Origin of the sequence: Paenibacillus farraposensis (genome assembly GCF_020736845.1) — a bacterium.
In the GTDB taxonomy this organism is placed as follows: Bacteria; Bacillota; Bacilli; order Paenibacillales; family Paenibacillaceae; genus Paenibacillus; species Paenibacillus farraposensis.
This window is the reverse complement of sequence record NZ_JAFFQR010000087.1, coordinates 84,734-100,167: the sequence shown is the minus strand read 5'-3', so window position 1 is coordinate 100,167 and position 15,434 is coordinate 84,734. Positions and strand designations below refer to the sequence as shown.

Below are 15,434 nucleotides of genomic sequence, written 5' to 3'. Positions count from 1 at the left end.
CAATTTCATCCAAACGGTCGACAAAGGGTTCAAATTTTGCCGCCGTTTGAAGATTTTGAGCCTGATCTTTGCCTATCCGGATGCTGAACAACCGATACTGGCATAAAGCAAGCCGTTCAGAATGCTGCTTTCTTTCACTCTCAGCCACGTTTTCATAAAGGCAGGTGGCCGCTTCCTGGTACTCCCCTTTTTGAAACAAGTCCTCAGCCATTTCAAAAAGTAACGGAATGTACATTGAAGTATCTAACAACAGACTCATAACGCACTGTATACAATCCAATCGACCAAGCTCCGCACAGCGATATAAAAATGGGCTTATTTTTCGCCAATGCAGAGATGGTGATTCTATGATGCACTCTTCAATGTAGCGTTCATAAAAATAGTCTGGTGGTAATTCCATCCCAGCAGTAATGCGATCTAACTGGTTAACAGATAAAGAACGATTGCCTGTGACGATGCTGCTAAGTGTACCTACATTCAAATCAATGATGTGACTAAACTCGGTCAGAGTTATGCCGTTCTGTTTTAGGTATTTTTCAATTTCTGTGCGAATCATAGGTGTGATCTCTTCCATGAATAAAACCACCCTTCACGTAAAATTGTTTTTGTTTTCAAATTTGAACAAAAAAAGAATTGGAAAACCTATTATATAATGAAATATTTGTATGCTTACAATATACCATCTTCTATAACAACAATAAATACTTTTTCAGGAGATCATTGGGTTATATACACAAAAATTGCAAGGGTATTTAGAAAATTAATCTAGGTGGGTCTCTATAATTCTGATGCAGGAGGATATAGCATTGAAGAGAACAGGTATAATACGTCCCTTAGATAAATTAGGCCGAATTGTTATTCCCATAGAAATCCGGAACTCAATGGGAATTGATAATAGCGAGCCTTTAGAATTTTATATGGACGTTGAGAGAGGTTTTATGGGATTAGGAAAGTATAGTAACGGGACTTCCTGTAAATTGTGCAATTCAATCCATGAGTTAAACTATTTCAAAGGTTCACTTTTATGTAAGCAATGTATACTCGACATGAAGGGGAACGTAGGCGTTACTTCCATTCCTGTTCCTGCTGTTAAGGATAAACCCGCGAATAAAAAATCTAAAATTCATCGGCCTACATTACAATTGCTTAAAAGTCTACGGCAGCTCATGCGTGAACATCCAAAAGCCAAGCAGAGCGAATACGCCGAATGGCTTGGCTTATCACAAGGACGAATATCTCAGCTAAAAAAATTATTATAGGGGGTAACACCAGCGAAGCTGACACCACCCGAAAAGTAGATAGATAATTATTCCTAAAATTCAAAACGCCAAGCAAAGGCTTGGCGTTTAATCGAATTATAAAGATTTCACATGGATTCTGATTTATTTCGATACATTAATCTGATGTTCCAAGTTAAAATCTTCTTGATTCTTTTCTTTCCAGAGTTTAATGAGCTGAAGAATGTTCTCTCGACCTTCCTCATGGAAGCCAACATATAATGCTGGAACCCATCCGCCGTAATCATTGGAACGCTCCAATGCTTTGTCAAGGTCAAGAGGTTATAAGGATAAAAACGCCTATTCGGCGGCTAGTTCCTGCGGTGGTTCGGGATGCGGTACGTCCTCAAACGTACCGTCAGCAAGGCGACGCTTGCCTAAAAGGGAAGTGTCATAGCTTTCAACAGCATAAATATTATCGGCATCAGGTACGACTTGGCTGTCACTGATCACACAAACGATAGCATCATTATCCACTTGAATGTAAGGCATTTAAATTCACCTTCCTGTTAATTGTATTCAATGACTTCGAAATAAACGTAAATATAAACACCATTTCTTAATGCGAACGTATTTCGCGCAAGGACTGTTGTCGCATTGTAAAGAGAGACAGCCGGGGTTTTACCGTCCCAAGTGGTGGATTCTGTAGGAAATCCTTGATTATAAAACCCCGTTACATTAATTGACGTTTTATTGACGTCCACCGCAGGGATTGTGATCGAAACACTCCCCCAATCATTCTGTGTACCATCGCGAATCTCCGCTATATATCTCGATACATTTTTCACGCCACCACCCCATGTCTGCCAGGCCGTCCATGTCCCAGCTCGTAATTGTCTCCAGTACGTCACACCGATAAAAAAATTCGTCGCTCTTTGAAGCCGCCAATTCCCAGGATCTTGTGAATGTGATATATGCTCTACATAATACCAATCAGTACTTGGAGCGTTAGCCATGCTAGACCCATCGTAAAATCCGTTTTCTATAACGCTATTCAGGTCGCCAATAACTCGCGTGGCCCTCGGCACGCTTGCATTTTTAGCGTTGTTTTCTGCCGCTACCGCCGCTGCATTGGCTGCGTCATACGCCGCCTTGACAGCGCTCGGTGTCGCGGCCTGATCGGTGGCCGTGCTGGTCGGCGATGTGTTGAGCTGCACAATCCCCCGGGCCTGCGTGCTGGCGCTTGGCAGGTCAGAGGCAGGATGACTGTGCGATTTAGGAGCAGCATAGTTTCGGGTATACTGTTCCGCATTGGCTTGCGCTGCATCCCATTTTGCTTGTTTTTCCGCTGTGACATGGAGATCCGTATCAGCAGCATGTTCATCCAACGCTCGTTTGGATGCCACGCCATTTGCACCGGGATCGTTCTTGATGCTTTCCACTTGCGAGGCCAACTCCTGGTCATTTTCATAAAGCGTTTCAATCGGCGCGTTAAAAACATCTGCATGTCCCTGGTCCGTGGGAACAAATTTTCGTGGTTCTTTGATGGACATTCGTGGATTCCTCCTTGTCAGTAGATATCGTCAATCTCAAAAATGAACTCCATATCCGCATCCTTTTCCTTGTTGGTCATCGTGCGAACTGCGGTAAATTTGCCGGCAGTATCGACAAGCGCGAGCTCACTGATTATTGCCCCAGCCAACTCATTCTCGGCTAAAGAACAAATGTACATGAATTGTAGCAGGAGCGATGAACTCATAGCTGGAGATGTCCTTCACAAGTAGTTGATTCTTCAGCGCTTGCTCCGTCCCATCAAGCGGAATTGGTTTGCCCTCCACATCCACACCACCGCTTCCAAAAGCCATCTTAACCACTTTCGTAAGCGCTGTTCCCTCAGCACGTGCTCGGGCCATCTGTTCACGGGCGTAAGCCGTTGTGACAGTCAATATTTGGTCGGCCATGTTCTACCTCCTATACCTCAAGTATCTTTTCCGGGAGCTCAACAGGCGGCTGCCGTCAAGCTTCACACTGCCATCCAATATCCAATAGTTTTGACGGACCTTAACGACGTTATTTTGCTTGTTCTGGATGCGATGTGATGTCCGGATTTCCAAACGCTGACGGTTCCGTTGTCGTTCTCCAGTCCAGCCTATCAAGCTCACGCTTCCGTCGAGTTGTTGCAGGCCATCCAAATACCATGGCCGTCCCCTAAAAAAGGGAACTCGACAATGGAGGCGTAGGCGGATACTTGCCGGATGGAATTATGAATTTCGAAGTGTGCAACTATATACACCAGTAGAGCAAGATGGGCTGGTTTTACCCGTTCAAAGGCAGCCTTTAGATCACCGTAGCTAATCAGGTCGCCGATTTCGTAGATTAATTGAAAGGCGTATTGTTCATATAATGGCAGATACTTGGCGTTCTGTTTTCTACTGAATGCGTTCGCGAGATTCAGAATATTTTGTTTTGTAAATGTGCCTGTGCCAATGAGTTTTGCTTTGATCCGTGAGCGACGTACTTCGTAGCTATCGGTAAGGTTAGTTTTAAGGGTAAGCTCTTCCTCCCATATATCAAGCCCCCAGGTAGCTCGATCAATGAAACATTGATCGAGGATGTCCCTCACGAGATTTCAGAAAGTCCTACGAACGGCGGCCCGCATATTTTAGGCCTGTCCACATTTTACGGACAATGGATTGAAGTCCTCTCATTGCATCTTCCTTTCTTCGCTGTGTTACAACCAATATAGGTAGAGCAGCCATTTATTTATCAGCAGAGCGGAAACACATGTCTCGCGGCCCTGCTACTGTATCCTAAGCAATTCCAGCCAGGATTATTAACACGCGCGCGTCGAACCTGTGTTGAACCTCCTTCCTTGTTCAGGGGGAAGCCTTTCCCCTACCCTGGCGCCACTTCAACAGCCCACGTTCTCACTCCGATAAGTCATTTCGGCTGCTCCAATTTCACATAATTGGCCCATTCATGATTTCAGGGTTTTGAACTTCAAGCTAAATCGCCTATGTACCTACAGGAGAGGAGCTTAAGCGCTACTACGATGTGGTTTGGCAAGCGAAGAACTTTCAAGACATGATAATCGTCAAGACGCTGCTATATACCGGCGTTCGGGTAAGCGAGCTGATCAATATCAAGTTGTGATGTTGATTTCCACTACTGCCAAATCCGGATTAATAAGGGCAAGGGGAGCAAGGATCGCATTGTCCCTTTCCCTCAATCGTTCAAGGAAATGCTGGCCATGCACGCCGATTCAATGAAAAAGAAGCAGGCGGTTTATTTGTTTGAATCATCGTGGAAGAAAAAATACACGGATCGGGGAGTACGAAAGATTCTGGCCAAATATTCAGAAGAAGCTGGTCTTGTACAAAATCTGTCGCCGCATAAGCTGCGACATTTCCTGTTGACCTGGCTTAAAAAACAGGGTATTGATGACGCACTCATACAGCCTTATTTGGGTCACGAAAGTCGAAAGTCGTTGGAAGTCTATTCGAAACTGGCAATCACCGATGCCCAGCAAGAGTACAATGAAGTCATAAATGAATTTCCCATTTAAATACCATCTACTTTGCGGGTGGTGTCAGCTTCGCTGGTACTCCCCCGAAAAGCAGAGATCGGCTAGTTGGCCAAATCTCTGCTTTTTTTGTATTGTTCACGGCAGGCTAATCGGCGCTGAAGGCCAAAAACGGCCGTTTTTGCGGATCGGAGGGCCAGACATATGCACAAAATGCAGGGTTTTATACATATGCTAATAGAATAACGCGGTAAAGTGATAAATAAATCGGAATTTTGTATGGAGGAAAGACGTTGACGGACGAAATGCCCAAAACAAAAATTTTCCAATAATAGAATATAGATATAAAATCTATTTATTCCTTCTCTTGGCCAAAAAAAATAAAAAATACAGTATTCCAAAAATAAGACTTACTAGAAATGAGGTTGATAATGCACTAAAAATAAAATCAGATGTAGATAAAGTGAAGAACTTAGTTACACCATTAACTATAGACGACTGTGTTGGGCCTTTGATGAAGGAATAATATATGCCTACCATAAATCCATAAGACAAATACTTAATTAGGTTTTTTTCAAATTCGCTCATAACGATAACCCACCTTAAATTTTTTTGATAAAGGAGAATTCAAATGAAACCAATCAAAATAATGGCAAAAACCGCAATATTGGCAGCAATGACCGCTCTATTACTACCATACGGTGCGCTTGCTTCTGCAAGTGAAGCACCAAGCCCGTTATCTTCTACAATACAAGCCGAAACAGGAAAATGGGAAAAAACAGATGAAATAACATCTGAAAATGGACAAGTTTATAAATATACAGATCCAACTAATGTTGGAGATGATGTTTATTACTATTATGTCAATTATGACAATCTAATGCAAGAAAAAGGTAATAAAGGTTTGATCAGTCCGCAATCATTGGGAATTTTTCCAATTGTTAAAACTAATGAAAATAAAGGATATTGGGTTGATCAAAATAATGCACTTCGGGTAAGTACGTATTATGGACCTGGTAGTGCGAAGCTTACAGTATCATCTTCAGTCACAGCCCAAGTAGAGGGAGCGATTTCGGGTACTGCCGGAGCTATAGAAGCTAGTATGGGATTTAGTATGAGTAAGGGTTTTTCTCTATCTGATGAATACTCTGTGAATGTTCCTAAGGGAGAAAGATGGGTTATTAGTGCTTTTCCACGATACGAGAAACATAGACTAGGAGTTTATGATCCATATCCATTTGGAGATATCTTTTTAGGATATGTCATGGTATCTAAACCCGTGGGAGTCGCCTTCAGGGTCGATAAACAATAAACACATAGAATCTTATACAGTTAAATAAAACGCGGCAAGCAAAACAAAGAAAGCTTCAGGCCCCATTTGGCCTGAAGCTTTCTTTGTTTTAGAATGAAACCCACCTAAATTCTCTTTAAAATTCCTAGCGCATCCAAAGTGACCAATTATCTACTCAAAAGGGTATTTATTGTTCAACTAGAAAATGATATATTGTAAATATACAAATATTTCAATATATAATAGGTTTTCCAATTTCTCATTTTGTTTAAATTTGCACAATTTACGAAGGGTGGTTTTATTCATGGAAGAAATCAAAATCACACCTATGATTCGGACAGAAATTGAAAAATATCTGAAACAGAACGGCATAACTCTGACCGAGTTTGCTCACATCATTGATTTGAATGTAGGTACACTTAGCAGCCTTGTCACAGGCAATCGCTCTATATCGGTTAACCATTTAGATCGCATTACGGCCGGGATGAAATTACCACCAGACTATTTTTACGAACGTTACATTGAAGAGTGCACTATAGTATCATCTCCGAATTGGCGAAAAATAAGCCCATTTTTATATCGTTGTGCAGAGCTCGACCGGTTAGATTGCATGCATCGCGTTATTAGTCCGTTGTTAGATACTTCAATATACATGTACATCCAGCTACTATTTGATACGGCTGAGGATTTGCTTCAAAAAGGGTACCAGGATGCGGCGGCTTGCCTCTATGAAAACGTGGCCGAGAGTGAAAGAAAGCAGCATTCAGAACGGCTTGCTTTATGTCAGTATCGGTTGTTCAGCATCCGGATCGGGAAAGATCAGGCTCAAAATCTTCAAACGGCTGCTAAATTTGAACCTTTTGTTGAGCGTCTGGATGAAATTGACCAACTGGATGCCTTAGTATCCATTTATAGAGTTCAACTGACGAAGACAGGGACTTTTCCTATTGAGAGCAAAATGATTAAAAGCCCGGATATGGCGGCTTCAGTTTGTCGCCAGTTTATTACACATCAATATGGTGGCTATATGCCAGACCGGGAAGTATTGGGCGTTATATGCGTGCATCCAAGGGAAGTGTTTAAAAATGGAATTTTACATAATGCCTCATTGTGTTCCATAATCATCCGAGCAGGGATATCAGGCCGTCTGAGGAAGACATCAATGTAACCCGTCGCCTGTCAGAAGCTGGTGAGCTGATCGGGATTGAATTGGTGGACCACATCATATTGGGTGAGGAGTATAAAAGCCTCAAAGCAGAGGGATTGCTCTAATCTCCTATGCCCCTACAGCAGCGTCTGGTGCGGCCAATTGGTCGCACCAGACGCTGCTGTAGGGGCATTGCCCAGCCTCAACTCCGCCCGGCTGGAAGCACGGGGGCGCACTGCGCTGCGCTTCGCGCGCCCCCACACTTCAGCCTGCTTACTAGCTGCAGATGAGGAATCAAGCTAAAGATGCGGCCGGTTAAAAATAAGAGTATAATAAAACAAATTAGTTTTAAAACCAATTTAACTATTATATTATTAGGTTCGACTATTCTATGTAGAAGGGACTGATTGAGATGGCCAAGAAAAAGTTGGGGACGGACAATATACGCCCAGTAAACCCGAATGGAGGGATTGTAATCCCTAAATCCATTCGTGAAGATATGGACCTTGAAACTGGGGACATGGTTAAGTTGGTCCGATTTGCTAAAGGGCAGTACGTGATTGCCAAAGTGGACCCAGATAAGCTCAACGAGTTGTTAACGATTGATTCGTTGCCTGTGTATGATGCGAGTAATTCATCTAAAGAAAATGAGTAAAAATGTGAGTTACATTAGGAGAAAGTTCATCTAAGCGGCCTTCTCCTTTTTATGTTTACCTCGGAATATGGCGACAAAGTGAGCGCTTTCTTCTGTGGCTCTTAAGGTTCACATAAGATCTTTTCATTAGATGCCGCCTTTCTCGTACCTATGGACATCCTTTACTTTTGAGTGTGAGGCAAACAGATGAGGTTCATACTGAAAAAAGGCTGCTTGACCGTGGAAATAAGGTCAGCAGCCTTTATATAGGCTTGTCAATTAGTGCATCGGAGCTTGGGCTGCCCCTTTTTTGACATGAACTCTGCGGATAAAAAAGGCAAGGATTAGCCCGATCACACTGACAATCATGGCAAAGAAAAATGAATGCTGGGTCCCGAATACCATGGCATTCGCCATTTCGTTTACGGATTCAGGCATACTGGATTGGCTCAAATAGCTTTCCATGCCTTTGGAGAGAATGCTTACTGCTATGGCTGTACCAATAGCACCAGCAACTTGCTGGAGCGTGCTCATAATGGCTGTTCCATCCGGGTAAAGCTCCAGAGGCAGCTGGTTTAGACCATTCGTCTGAGCTGGCATCATGATCATGGATATCCCGATCATCAGGCAGCAATGAAGCACAATAATGAGTACGATAGCTGATGTCGTCGTAATGCCGGACAGGAAAAACAAAACAGCGACAACGATCGCAAGCCCCGGGATGACGAGCCATTTGGGACCGAATTTATCGAACAGGGAGCCCATAATGGGAGACAAGAGACCATTGATAATCCCACCTGGCAGAAGCACCAAACCTGCTGTCAAAGCGGACAGAGCCAGCCCTTTTTGCAAAAAGAGCGGAAGAATTAACATCGTAGAAAGGATGGTCATCATACACAGGAAGATCATCACGACTCCGATGACAAACATCGGATATTTAAAAACACGCAAATTCAGCATTGGCTGCTTCATTTTTAACTGGCGCATAGAAAACAGAATCAATGCGATCAGCCCGATGATCACAGGCAGCAAAACAACCGGGCTGGCCCAGCCTTCGCCGCCTTCTCCGGATTTACTGAAACCGAACACAACACCGCCGAAGCCGATGGAAGACAATAGGATAGATAAAATGTCAATTTTCGGCTTAGTAATTTTTGAAACATTTTGCATAAAGAAAATACCGAAGATTAATGAGAGCACCAGGAGTGGAAGGGAGATCCAGAAAATCCAGTGCCAGGACAGATTTTGCAGCACCAATCCTGCAATCGTAGGCCCAACCGCAGGCGCAAACATGATCACCAATCCGATGATCCCCATCGCCGCGCCTCTCTTTTCAGCCGGGAAAATGATCAAAATGGTATTAAACATCAACGGCAATAACAGCGCCGTACCAACGGCCTGAAGAATGCGTGCGATCAGTAGCACTGAAAATGTAGGTGCGAGCGCAGCAACAAGACAACCTGCAATAGAAAATAGTAACGATGCAACAAACAGCTGTCTTGTCGTGAAGGTTTGCAGCAGCAATCCAGATACAGGTACCAAAATACCAAGTGTCAGCAGAAAAGCTGTAGTCAGCCATTGGGCTGTTGCTGTCGTAATGTGCAAAATCTGCATTAAATCATTCAGCGCAATGTTCAGCGCCGTCTCACTAAACATTCCGATAAAACCACTAAGCAGCAGGGCAATCATAATAGGCAGCACCTTGAACGTTGTGGGTTCAGAAGGAGTGCTTGTTTGACTCATTGTACTCATGTTGTTTTTGTTCCTCCAATATATTGATGGGTATTGAATTATAACGATCGGTCTATATATAATAAACATGCTATTATTTTTTTGTCAAAATAAAATTTAAATATCATACAACGAAGGATGCTGTATATGGCTACTAAACCCGAATCATATGAGAATATCGTACAAACCGCGTTGAGGCTCTTTTTTCATCAAGGGTATCACGCTACTGGGCTTAATCAGATTCTTGCAGAAAGTGGATCACCTAAGGGTTCTCTCTATTATTATTTTCCACGTGGCAAGGAAGAGCTGGCGTTAGAGTGTATTAGAAGAAGGAACGAGTTTATTAAGCAAAAACTGAAAGAGACTCTGGCAGAGAACGATGACCCCGTGAGGGCCATTCAGGAATTTATTCGCAATACAGCTGAGGAGGCAGATCGCGTCAGCTTTAACGGATTTATGCCGATTGGCTTTTGGACTGCTGCAGAAACTTCCTGCATTAGTGAATCTCTCCGCCATGCCTGTGTGAATACGTTTACAGATTGGCAGCATCTCTATATGGAGCGTCTTCAAGCGGCTGGATGGATGGAAGAAAAAGCGCGCAGTCTGGCAGTGCTCATTATATCCATGTTGGAAGGAGCTTTAATACTGGCTATTACTCAACAGAGCAGTGCACCCATTTATAATGTGGTGGATTATATTCCACAGCTGATTAAATAATCTGAGCCTTCAAAACACTCCGAATAAGCTAGAACAGCCGCTTTGAGAGCCGATTTTCTTGTCTTGAGAAATCGGCTCCTTTTTATGTATCCGTGGATAAATTTTTACTCGGATTACCAGCACCAAATAATGGAAAGTATGGTAAAATAGAATGAATTTGATTTGTACGCAAGGAAGGGTGAACACAAGTGGCAAAGGCGAAGGTGGCCAAACGGCCTACTCGGGATGAATTTGTGCTGGAGGAAATCGGGAATCAGCTTGTAGAGGCACAACAAGAGCAATCAGAAGTCGTATTGACCGTTTGGGGGCGTGAAGAAGCAGTTCGCGGACAGATTGTCAAAATGGACCCAAGAACAGGGAGAGTTCATGTAGAGAATAATGGTGAGACGGATAAAGTTCCTTTTATGGACATCATGAGTGTCAATTACCCAAGAGATTAGTTAAGCTTACATAGTTAAGTAGAAGGAAAACCTAGATAATTAGTATTTTCACAATCTCTATACAAAAAACAACCGAGTGGTTGAAACCATCGGTTGTTTTTGTATAGAGGGCACATGAGAGAGGAAGAGGAAGACATTAATGTAGCCCGCCGCCTGTCGGAAGCCGGTGAGCTAATCGGGATTGAATTGGTGGACCACATCATATTGGGTGAGGAGTATAAAAGCCTCAAAGCAGAGGGATTACTCTAATCTCCTATGCCCCTACAGCAGCGGCTGGTGCGGCCAGTTGGCCGCAGCCGGGCGGAGCCAGTCCGGACATTGCCCGGCCTCAGCTCCGCCCGGCTGAAAGCGTGGGGGCGCACTGCGCTGCGCTTCGCGCACCCCCACGCTTCTGCCTGCTGTGCTGCAGATGAAAAATAAAGTAAAAAGATGCGACCGATTAAAAATAAGAGTATACTAAAAACCAAATTAGTTTAAAAACCAATTTAACTATTTGGTTATTTGGTTTGACCATTTCATGTAGAAGGGATTGATTGAGTTGAGCAAGAAATGGAGTTTCACTCCTTCCCGATTTTAGTATTCATGACTTAGAGCAGTAAATGAACAGCGAGGAGGTATTTAGTCTCATACTATCTAAGGGAAACCCTGTTCATGTCTACAGTACAGAACGAGAAGCTGTACGGCTTTTATCCGAATCCCCTAAACTCACAAAGCTTACTATTGCTAACTTGACCCAAGAGATTCTGGACAAGTGGGGAAATCATAACGATTCAGATATCGTTAATTTTTTTGCAGAGGGTTGGCGAATTTCCATAAATAAGACAAGCTTACGAATTGTCATGAAAAGACCGAGACCACAAATCGTAAAGGAGATCCCACCAGAAGGATTTTCTGTTCCGGAACATATCCAGACGCTATTAAAGCGATCAGATAAAGAAATTAATAAGCATTAGGGTACTCGTTAATACGAGAAGGACTGACTGGTAAGACACTTGTGTCTACACCAGAAGGAAATCGTTGTCTTAAAGACTACATGAAAGATGAACATGCAGCTGCTGAATTCTGTACTTCATTAGAAAATAAGCATCCCATTGAATTTAGAAAGCACTTGGTCACTGTCATGTTAGCTAAACAAGATGTAAGCAGAACTAATCGTAATATTATGTTGGAACTTTTAAAAATGAACCCTACTCAATTATACAACGCAAACTCATTCCGGCGTATGATCATGGCAGCATCACCAAGCCAGCAGGAAAGAGTATTAGCATGTTATTTGCTACTTACTGAATTTCAGAGATGGCGGGGAGTATATGAAAATATCCAAATCAATTAGACTGAAAAATCAGTTTAGATAATCTGGAAATGAACCAGGAAGGGATTCTACGGCAGCACTCGAATAGGGCGCCAAAGACAATCTTGGCCATATACAAAGCCGATTCCCCAATACGCGTATGCATTCAGAACAACCATGACAACAATATACTTGTTAACACGGTTATTCCTCATTTTGCGTAGCCACGTTCGGCGCTCAGTTCGATAAACCCTTCTTCTGTCACTATATATATGCTCCTTTTTCGATAGATCGATGCGGGGATCTAGATAGGGAATACGTAGTCTACACCTGGATACGTATTTAGCATCAACAGCACATAATCCATGCATCAAAGTTTATTTACATAATATAAGTTACTTACTTAATGTCATTTCTGAGACCTTTTTATACTGGGTTTCCTGCCCCCCGCGCCCCCAAACCCATATCTGGAACTTGATCCGAATTTAGTTGTAGATTTGCTGGCTTCAACTGGGTACGGATATAGCAAAAAATAAGTACGTACATAGTTGAAGATTTGAAATTCTGTAACTAAGCTAGGAGTCAAGATACGTGGGTGTATGCTGTGGAAAAAGGGAACAAGAAAATAGAAAAAGATTGGGTTTCGTCATTAACAAACCTGCTAACAAGTATATTGTTTTCATGAATAATATGATATAATATAGATGGAAAAAGTGCGTTAGTGCTAAGTTAAAGGCAATGGACCGTTACGGTCCACTATTTTTTGTTTTCACGGACCATAATGAGCCGTAATTATGGAAGGAGATTTATATGCCAAGAAATGAATACCCCTTATCTAAGCAAATCTCGTTACATAACATCGTCAGGGTTCAGCAAGTCATTGATTTTTTCGTGCTGTCAGAGCTTCAACGAGGCCGTTTATATGGTAGTGAATTGGAGCAGCAAATCATTGTTGCTTTAGGGAAGCAGTCTCCTACAAACGTAGGCGTCAATAACGGTTATCTGTCAGCTCGCCTGAAAAAGTTAGCTGAAGAAGGTCATGTAACCCGAGCCTGGGATGGAGATAACCGGTACAACCGATACTATTCCATCACACCCCGAGGTCATGATTATTTTAAGCAGCTGCTAAAGGAGTTGCCGGATCAAGTTGATTTGGCCATCAATACCTATACCAATTTCAAGCATTACATAGATAGGTTTGGACACATTCCTTTGAATTGATGATATCTCATATGAAGGAAGGTTATATTCTTGGACTACACTAAGGTTGTCGCTTCGCTTAAGAAACGCTTTCCATCTGGAACGGTGGTGAACCAGAATCGTCACTATATTCCGAACCAAGTTTATACGGACCGACTTGAGATGGCCACCGGCAGTGAATGGTCTTACGAACTTCGTGATCTAGAGATCAATCCTGGGGCTGGGTACATCAAAGCTGTTGTCCGGATCTATATCGCAGACTACTTTCGTGATGGGTATGGTGTAGATACACTAACAGAAAGTAGCAAAATACCGACTATAACAGATCAGGTTATTAACCAAGCATTCGTTAATGCATTGGATTCATGGCAAATGGGTTGGGTCGATCTGGCTCCACATCGGAAATGGGGAGATAATCCAGCTCTTGCCCATCTAAAAGACGACAATGCTCCACCGGCGGAGGGAGTACCAACACAAAGTAAGGCCGTTGTAAATAAAGTCTGTGCCATTTGTAGCAAGCAGCTGGGACAGAATGAAGTAGCTCTGCTTAAGGCGATACCTGGTTTTAATCTTAGTAAACTGGCGTATTGTTTTGAACATATACCAGGTCACTTTAAAAAGAAATTACCTCCGGAGATTTTGCAGGGTTATATCGATAATTCGTCGATTAACTAAGCTTCAGTTTAAAGTAGTATATATGGGATCTTAAATAAACTCAGAGGCGTATGGAGGGTAATTAAAATCATAGTTTACACCAGAGAAATATCGCATCATGAATTTAGAAATGAAAGGAGAATTTATGTATCGACTTTTTGGTCCCGAAGCATATGGGAGATATTTGCTTAAACCTATATTATTATCTTTGATTTTATTTTTTACGTTATTCTTTATTACGGGGCTTCAATTCAAATTTATTATCCCTGCTTATATTTTTGGATCGATCCCCAGTGGATACCATCTTATTAATAGATTTTTATACAAATGGTTTTATAGAGAAGAAAGTTTAGAATGGAGAATCGCTGTTGCAATGAGAGGCGGTTCGGTTATAGATTTGTTCTTTTTCTTACTAAAAGTTGCAATAAAGATCCCAATCTCATTCTTCATTGGTATATTCTCATTTCCTTATATTTGTTATGAGCTGATTAAAGAAATAAGAAATTAAGGCTAAAATGTGCCTAAATTGTGTCTAAACGTACAGTTTTTCACTTTTGGTGACGTGACCCCTAGTAGATCCGCTCCTAATTCTAATGTTTTCATTCTACTAGCCCTTATTTTTTCTGTCCAACTAAGTGTAACCGATCCAACGACTGTTAAAAAAGATTCGTCTGGCAGAAGGGAGGCTGGGAAACAAGGGGTATAATTTAATTGAAATAACTATATTATTTTTAAACTAAGTAGAACGAAAACAGCAATTACATAGTTTAAAACATAAGAAAAGCTAATTCTATCTTATACATGGGTATAGAATTAGCTTTTTAATATCTATTTTTCTTAGCGTGGTTTTTTTCCGAAATGCTGGCGGTACCCCTAATGGTCTTTATACTCAGTATGCAGATCAAGCAGCTTCCCCTTCTGGGAGTCTAATTGAATTCAATAAAAAGACTGATGAATTGTCTTCAGAAATTACCAAAGAGTATAACCAAATAAAAACTATCATACCAGAGATTAAAGGTGGTGATATTAGTAGCTATATTTCACATTTCAACATATAGCGATCAATAGTCTCTAACTAATCAATATGGTATAATATTCCCAACAACAGAATGGCTTAGATGGGCGGTCGGCTAGTCTCCTGCAAAGGAGGTGATGCCTGTGGAGGTTAAAGATGCTCTAACATTAATGATGATGTTCGGTACGCTAATTATTGCGTTGATCGGATTGATCGTCACCATTGTTATTGCATTGAACCAAAACAAAAAGAAATAGACCGCCCTCGGACAAGGTAGTGGTCTATTTCTGACACAACTTTGAACAGCCGACCGCTCTTCAAAGCGGCTGTTGTCAAGAGTAGGGATGTTGACGCATCTCTGCTCTTTTTTATTATATGCTTCTTGATTTAATTTTATCACATTATAAATGCCAAAGAAAGTATTCAAGTAAAACGATGATTTTACTGAAAGAATATAATGTACGTGAACTACACGCTACCTAAGAGGTTGGTGCTTCTTGGTCAATAGAGCGACCGCTCCAAGTTTACCCAAGCTTACAGGATAGTCCCTATCCCAATAGATGCAATTTACATG

The 15,434-nt window shown here is 42.0% G+C and carries 19 protein-coding genes and 2 pseudogenes; 14 read left to right on the top strand and 7 right to left on the bottom strand.

Features of this window, described 5'->3' with window-relative positions:
- Window positions 1-574: helix-turn-helix domain-containing protein (locus tag JO375_RS14735; protein WP_229525174.1), on the bottom strand; the 574-nt coding region annotated here is incomplete at its 3' end.
- Between the two features lie 232 nt (window positions 575-806).
- Here JO375_RS14735 and JO375_RS14730 point away from each other — a divergent pair.
- The gene (locus tag JO375_RS14730; RefSeq protein WP_229525173.1) at window positions 807-1,259 is read left to right on the top strand and encodes an AbrB/MazE/SpoVT family DNA-binding domain-containing protein; all 453 of its coding nucleotides are present in this window, start codon (window positions 807-809) and stop codon (window positions 1,257-1,259) included.
- 318 nt (window positions 1,260-1,577) lie between these two features.
- On the opposite strand, the gene JO375_RS14725 is transcribed toward JO375_RS14730, so the two are convergent.
- The 4 genes and pseudogenes from JO375_RS14725 to JO375_RS14710 form a co-directional block, all read right to left on the bottom strand.
- A complete protein-coding gene (locus tag JO375_RS14725; protein WP_229525172.1) occupies window positions 1,578-1,769 on the bottom strand; it encodes a hypothetical protein in 192 nt (63 codons plus the stop codon).
- Window positions 1,770-1,786: 17 nt separating this feature from the next.
- Entirely contained in the window at window positions 1,787-2,770 is a 984-nt protein-coding gene (locus tag JO375_RS14720; protein ID WP_229525171.1) for a pyocin knob domain-containing protein, read from the bottom strand.
- Window positions 2,771-2,787: 17 nt separating this feature from the next.
- Window positions 2,788-3,178, bottom strand: a pseudogene (locus JO375_RS14715) (phage tail protein).
- Between the two features lie 197 nt (window positions 3,179-3,375).
- Entirely contained in the window at window positions 3,376-3,840 is a 465-nt protein-coding gene (locus tag JO375_RS14710; protein ID WP_229525170.1) for a putative phage tail protein, read from the bottom strand.
- A gap of 516 nt (window positions 3,841-4,356) precedes the next feature.
- On the opposite strand from JO375_RS14710, the gene JO375_RS14705 reads away from it, so the two are divergent.
- The 4 genes and pseudogenes from JO375_RS14705 (at window position 4,357) to JO375_RS14690 (ending at window position 7,303) form a co-directional block, all read left to right on the top strand.
- Window positions 4,357-4,782, top strand: a complete 426-nt coding sequence (locus tag JO375_RS14705) for a tyrosine-type recombinase/integrase (protein WP_322098740.1) — start codon at window positions 4,357-4,359, stop codon at window positions 4,780-4,782.
- Window positions 4,783-5,371: 589 nt separating this feature from the next.
- Window positions 5,372-6,052, top strand: a complete 681-nt coding sequence (locus JO375_RS14700; protein WP_229525169.1) for a hypothetical protein — start codon at window positions 5,372-5,374, stop codon at window positions 6,050-6,052.
- Window positions 6,053-6,344: 292 nt separating this feature from the next.
- A pseudogene (locus JO375_RS14695) lies at window positions 6,345-6,947 on the top strand (helix-turn-helix domain-containing protein); the annotation flags it as partial.
- A 194-nt stretch (window positions 6,948-7,141) separates the two neighbouring features.
- Window positions 7,142-7,303, top strand: coding sequence for a JAB domain-containing protein (locus JO375_RS14690; RefSeq protein ID WP_229525168.1), 162 nt, complete (start codon window positions 7,142-7,144; stop codon window positions 7,301-7,303).
- 12 nt (window positions 7,304-7,315) lie between these two features.
- Here the strand turns inward: JO375_RS14690 and JO375_RS24565 are convergent, their stop codons facing one another.
- Entirely contained in the window at window positions 7,316-7,441 is a 126-nt protein-coding gene (locus tag JO375_RS24565) for a hypothetical protein (RefSeq protein WP_267497707.1), read from the bottom strand.
- A gap of 149 nt (window positions 7,442-7,590) precedes the next feature.
- On the opposite strand from JO375_RS24565, the gene JO375_RS14685 reads away from it, so the two are divergent.
- Entirely contained in the window at window positions 7,591-7,833 is a 243-nt protein-coding gene (locus tag JO375_RS14685) for an AbrB/MazE/SpoVT family DNA-binding domain-containing protein (protein WP_229525167.1), read from the top strand.
- Window positions 7,834-8,091: 258 nt separating this feature from the next.
- Here JO375_RS14685 and JO375_RS14680 read toward each other — a convergent pair whose 3' ends face one another.
- On the bottom strand, window positions 8,092-9,555 hold the full coding sequence (locus tag JO375_RS14680) for a DHA2 family efflux MFS transporter permease subunit (protein ID WP_229525186.1): 1,464 nt from the start codon (window positions 9,553-9,555) through the stop codon (window positions 8,092-8,094).
- Between the two features lie 135 nt (window positions 9,556-9,690).
- Here JO375_RS14680 and JO375_RS14675 point away from each other — a divergent pair, with 135 nt between their 5' ends.
- From JO375_RS14675 to JO375_RS14640, 8 genes are all read left to right on the top strand, one after another.
- Window positions 9,691-10,260, top strand: a complete 570-nt coding sequence (locus JO375_RS14675; protein WP_229525166.1) for a TetR/AcrR family transcriptional regulator — start codon at window positions 9,691-9,693, stop codon at window positions 10,258-10,260.
- A gap of 188 nt (window positions 10,261-10,448) precedes the next feature.
- Window positions 10,449-10,700: a YolD-like family protein gene (locus JO375_RS14670; protein ID WP_007432418.1), complete on the top strand. Its 252-nt coding sequence runs from the start codon at window positions 10,449-10,451 to the stop codon at window positions 10,698-10,700.
- 114 nt (window positions 10,701-10,814) lie between these two features.
- Window positions 10,815-10,949: a JAB domain-containing protein gene (locus JO375_RS14665; RefSeq protein WP_229525165.1), complete on the top strand. Its 135-nt coding sequence runs from the start codon at window positions 10,815-10,817 to the stop codon at window positions 10,947-10,949.
- Between the two features lie 784 nt (window positions 10,950-11,733).
- Complete coding sequence (locus tag JO375_RS14660; protein ID WP_229525164.1) at window positions 11,734-12,033, top strand: hypothetical protein; 300 nt, start codon at window positions 11,734-11,736, stop codon at window positions 12,031-12,033.
- 768 nt (window positions 12,034-12,801) lie between these two features.
- Window positions 12,802-13,212: a PadR family transcriptional regulator gene (locus tag JO375_RS14655; RefSeq protein WP_044788241.1), complete on the top strand. Its 411-nt coding sequence runs from the start codon at window positions 12,802-12,804 to the stop codon at window positions 13,210-13,212.
- 30 nt (window positions 13,213-13,242) lie between these two features.
- Window positions 13,243-13,866 carry a hypothetical protein gene (locus JO375_RS14650; protein WP_229525163.1) on the top strand — a complete coding sequence of 208 codons (624 nt, stop codon included), beginning with the start codon at window positions 13,243-13,245 and terminating at the stop codon, window positions 13,864-13,866.
- A gap of 97 nt (window positions 13,867-13,963) precedes the next feature.
- On the top strand, window positions 13,964-14,353 hold the full coding sequence (locus tag JO375_RS14645; protein ID WP_229525162.1) for a hypothetical protein: 390 nt from the start codon (window positions 13,964-13,966) through the stop codon (window positions 14,351-14,353).
- Between the two features lie 650 nt (window positions 14,354-15,003).
- Window positions 15,004-15,117: a putative holin-like toxin gene (locus JO375_RS14640; RefSeq protein WP_222822241.1), complete on the top strand. Its 114-nt coding sequence runs from the start codon at window positions 15,004-15,006 to the stop codon at window positions 15,115-15,117.
- The last annotated feature ends 317 nt before the right edge of the window (window positions 15,118-15,434 follow it).

Coding starts and splice junctions, on each gene's coding strand:
- JO375_RS14725 (WP_229525172.1), bottom strand. CDS start 1,769: ATGCCTTACATTCAAGTGGATAATGATGCTATCGTTTGTGTGATCAGT.
- JO375_RS14720 (WP_229525171.1), bottom strand. CDS start 2,770: ATGTCCATCAAAGAACCACGAAAATTTGTTCCCACGGACCAGGGACAT.
- JO375_RS14700 (WP_229525169.1), top strand. CDS start 5,372: ATGAAACCAATCAAAATAATGGCAAAAACCGCAATATTGGCAGCAATG.
- JO375_RS14685 (WP_229525167.1), top strand. CDS start 7,591: ATGGCCAAGAAAAAGTTGGGGACGGACAATATACGCCCAGTAAACCCG.
- JO375_RS14680 (WP_229525186.1), bottom strand. CDS start 9,555: ATGAGTCAAACAAGCACTCCTTCTGAACCCACAACGTTCAAGGTGCTG.
- JO375_RS14675 (WP_229525166.1), top strand. CDS start 9,691: ATGGCTACTAAACCCGAATCATATGAGAATATCGTACAAACCGCGTTG.
- JO375_RS14665 (WP_229525165.1), top strand. CDS start 10,815: ATGAGAGAGGAAGAGGAAGACATTAATGTAGCCCGCCGCCTGTCGGAA.
- JO375_RS14660 (WP_229525164.1), top strand. CDS start 11,734: ATGAAAGATGAACATGCAGCTGCTGAATTCTGTACTTCATTAGAAAAT.
- JO375_RS14655 (WP_044788241.1), top strand. CDS start 12,802: ATGCCAAGAAATGAATACCCCTTATCTAAGCAAATCTCGTTACATAAC.
- JO375_RS14645 (WP_229525162.1), top strand. CDS start 13,964: ATGAATTTAGAAATGAAAGGAGAATTTATGTATCGACTTTTTGGTCCC.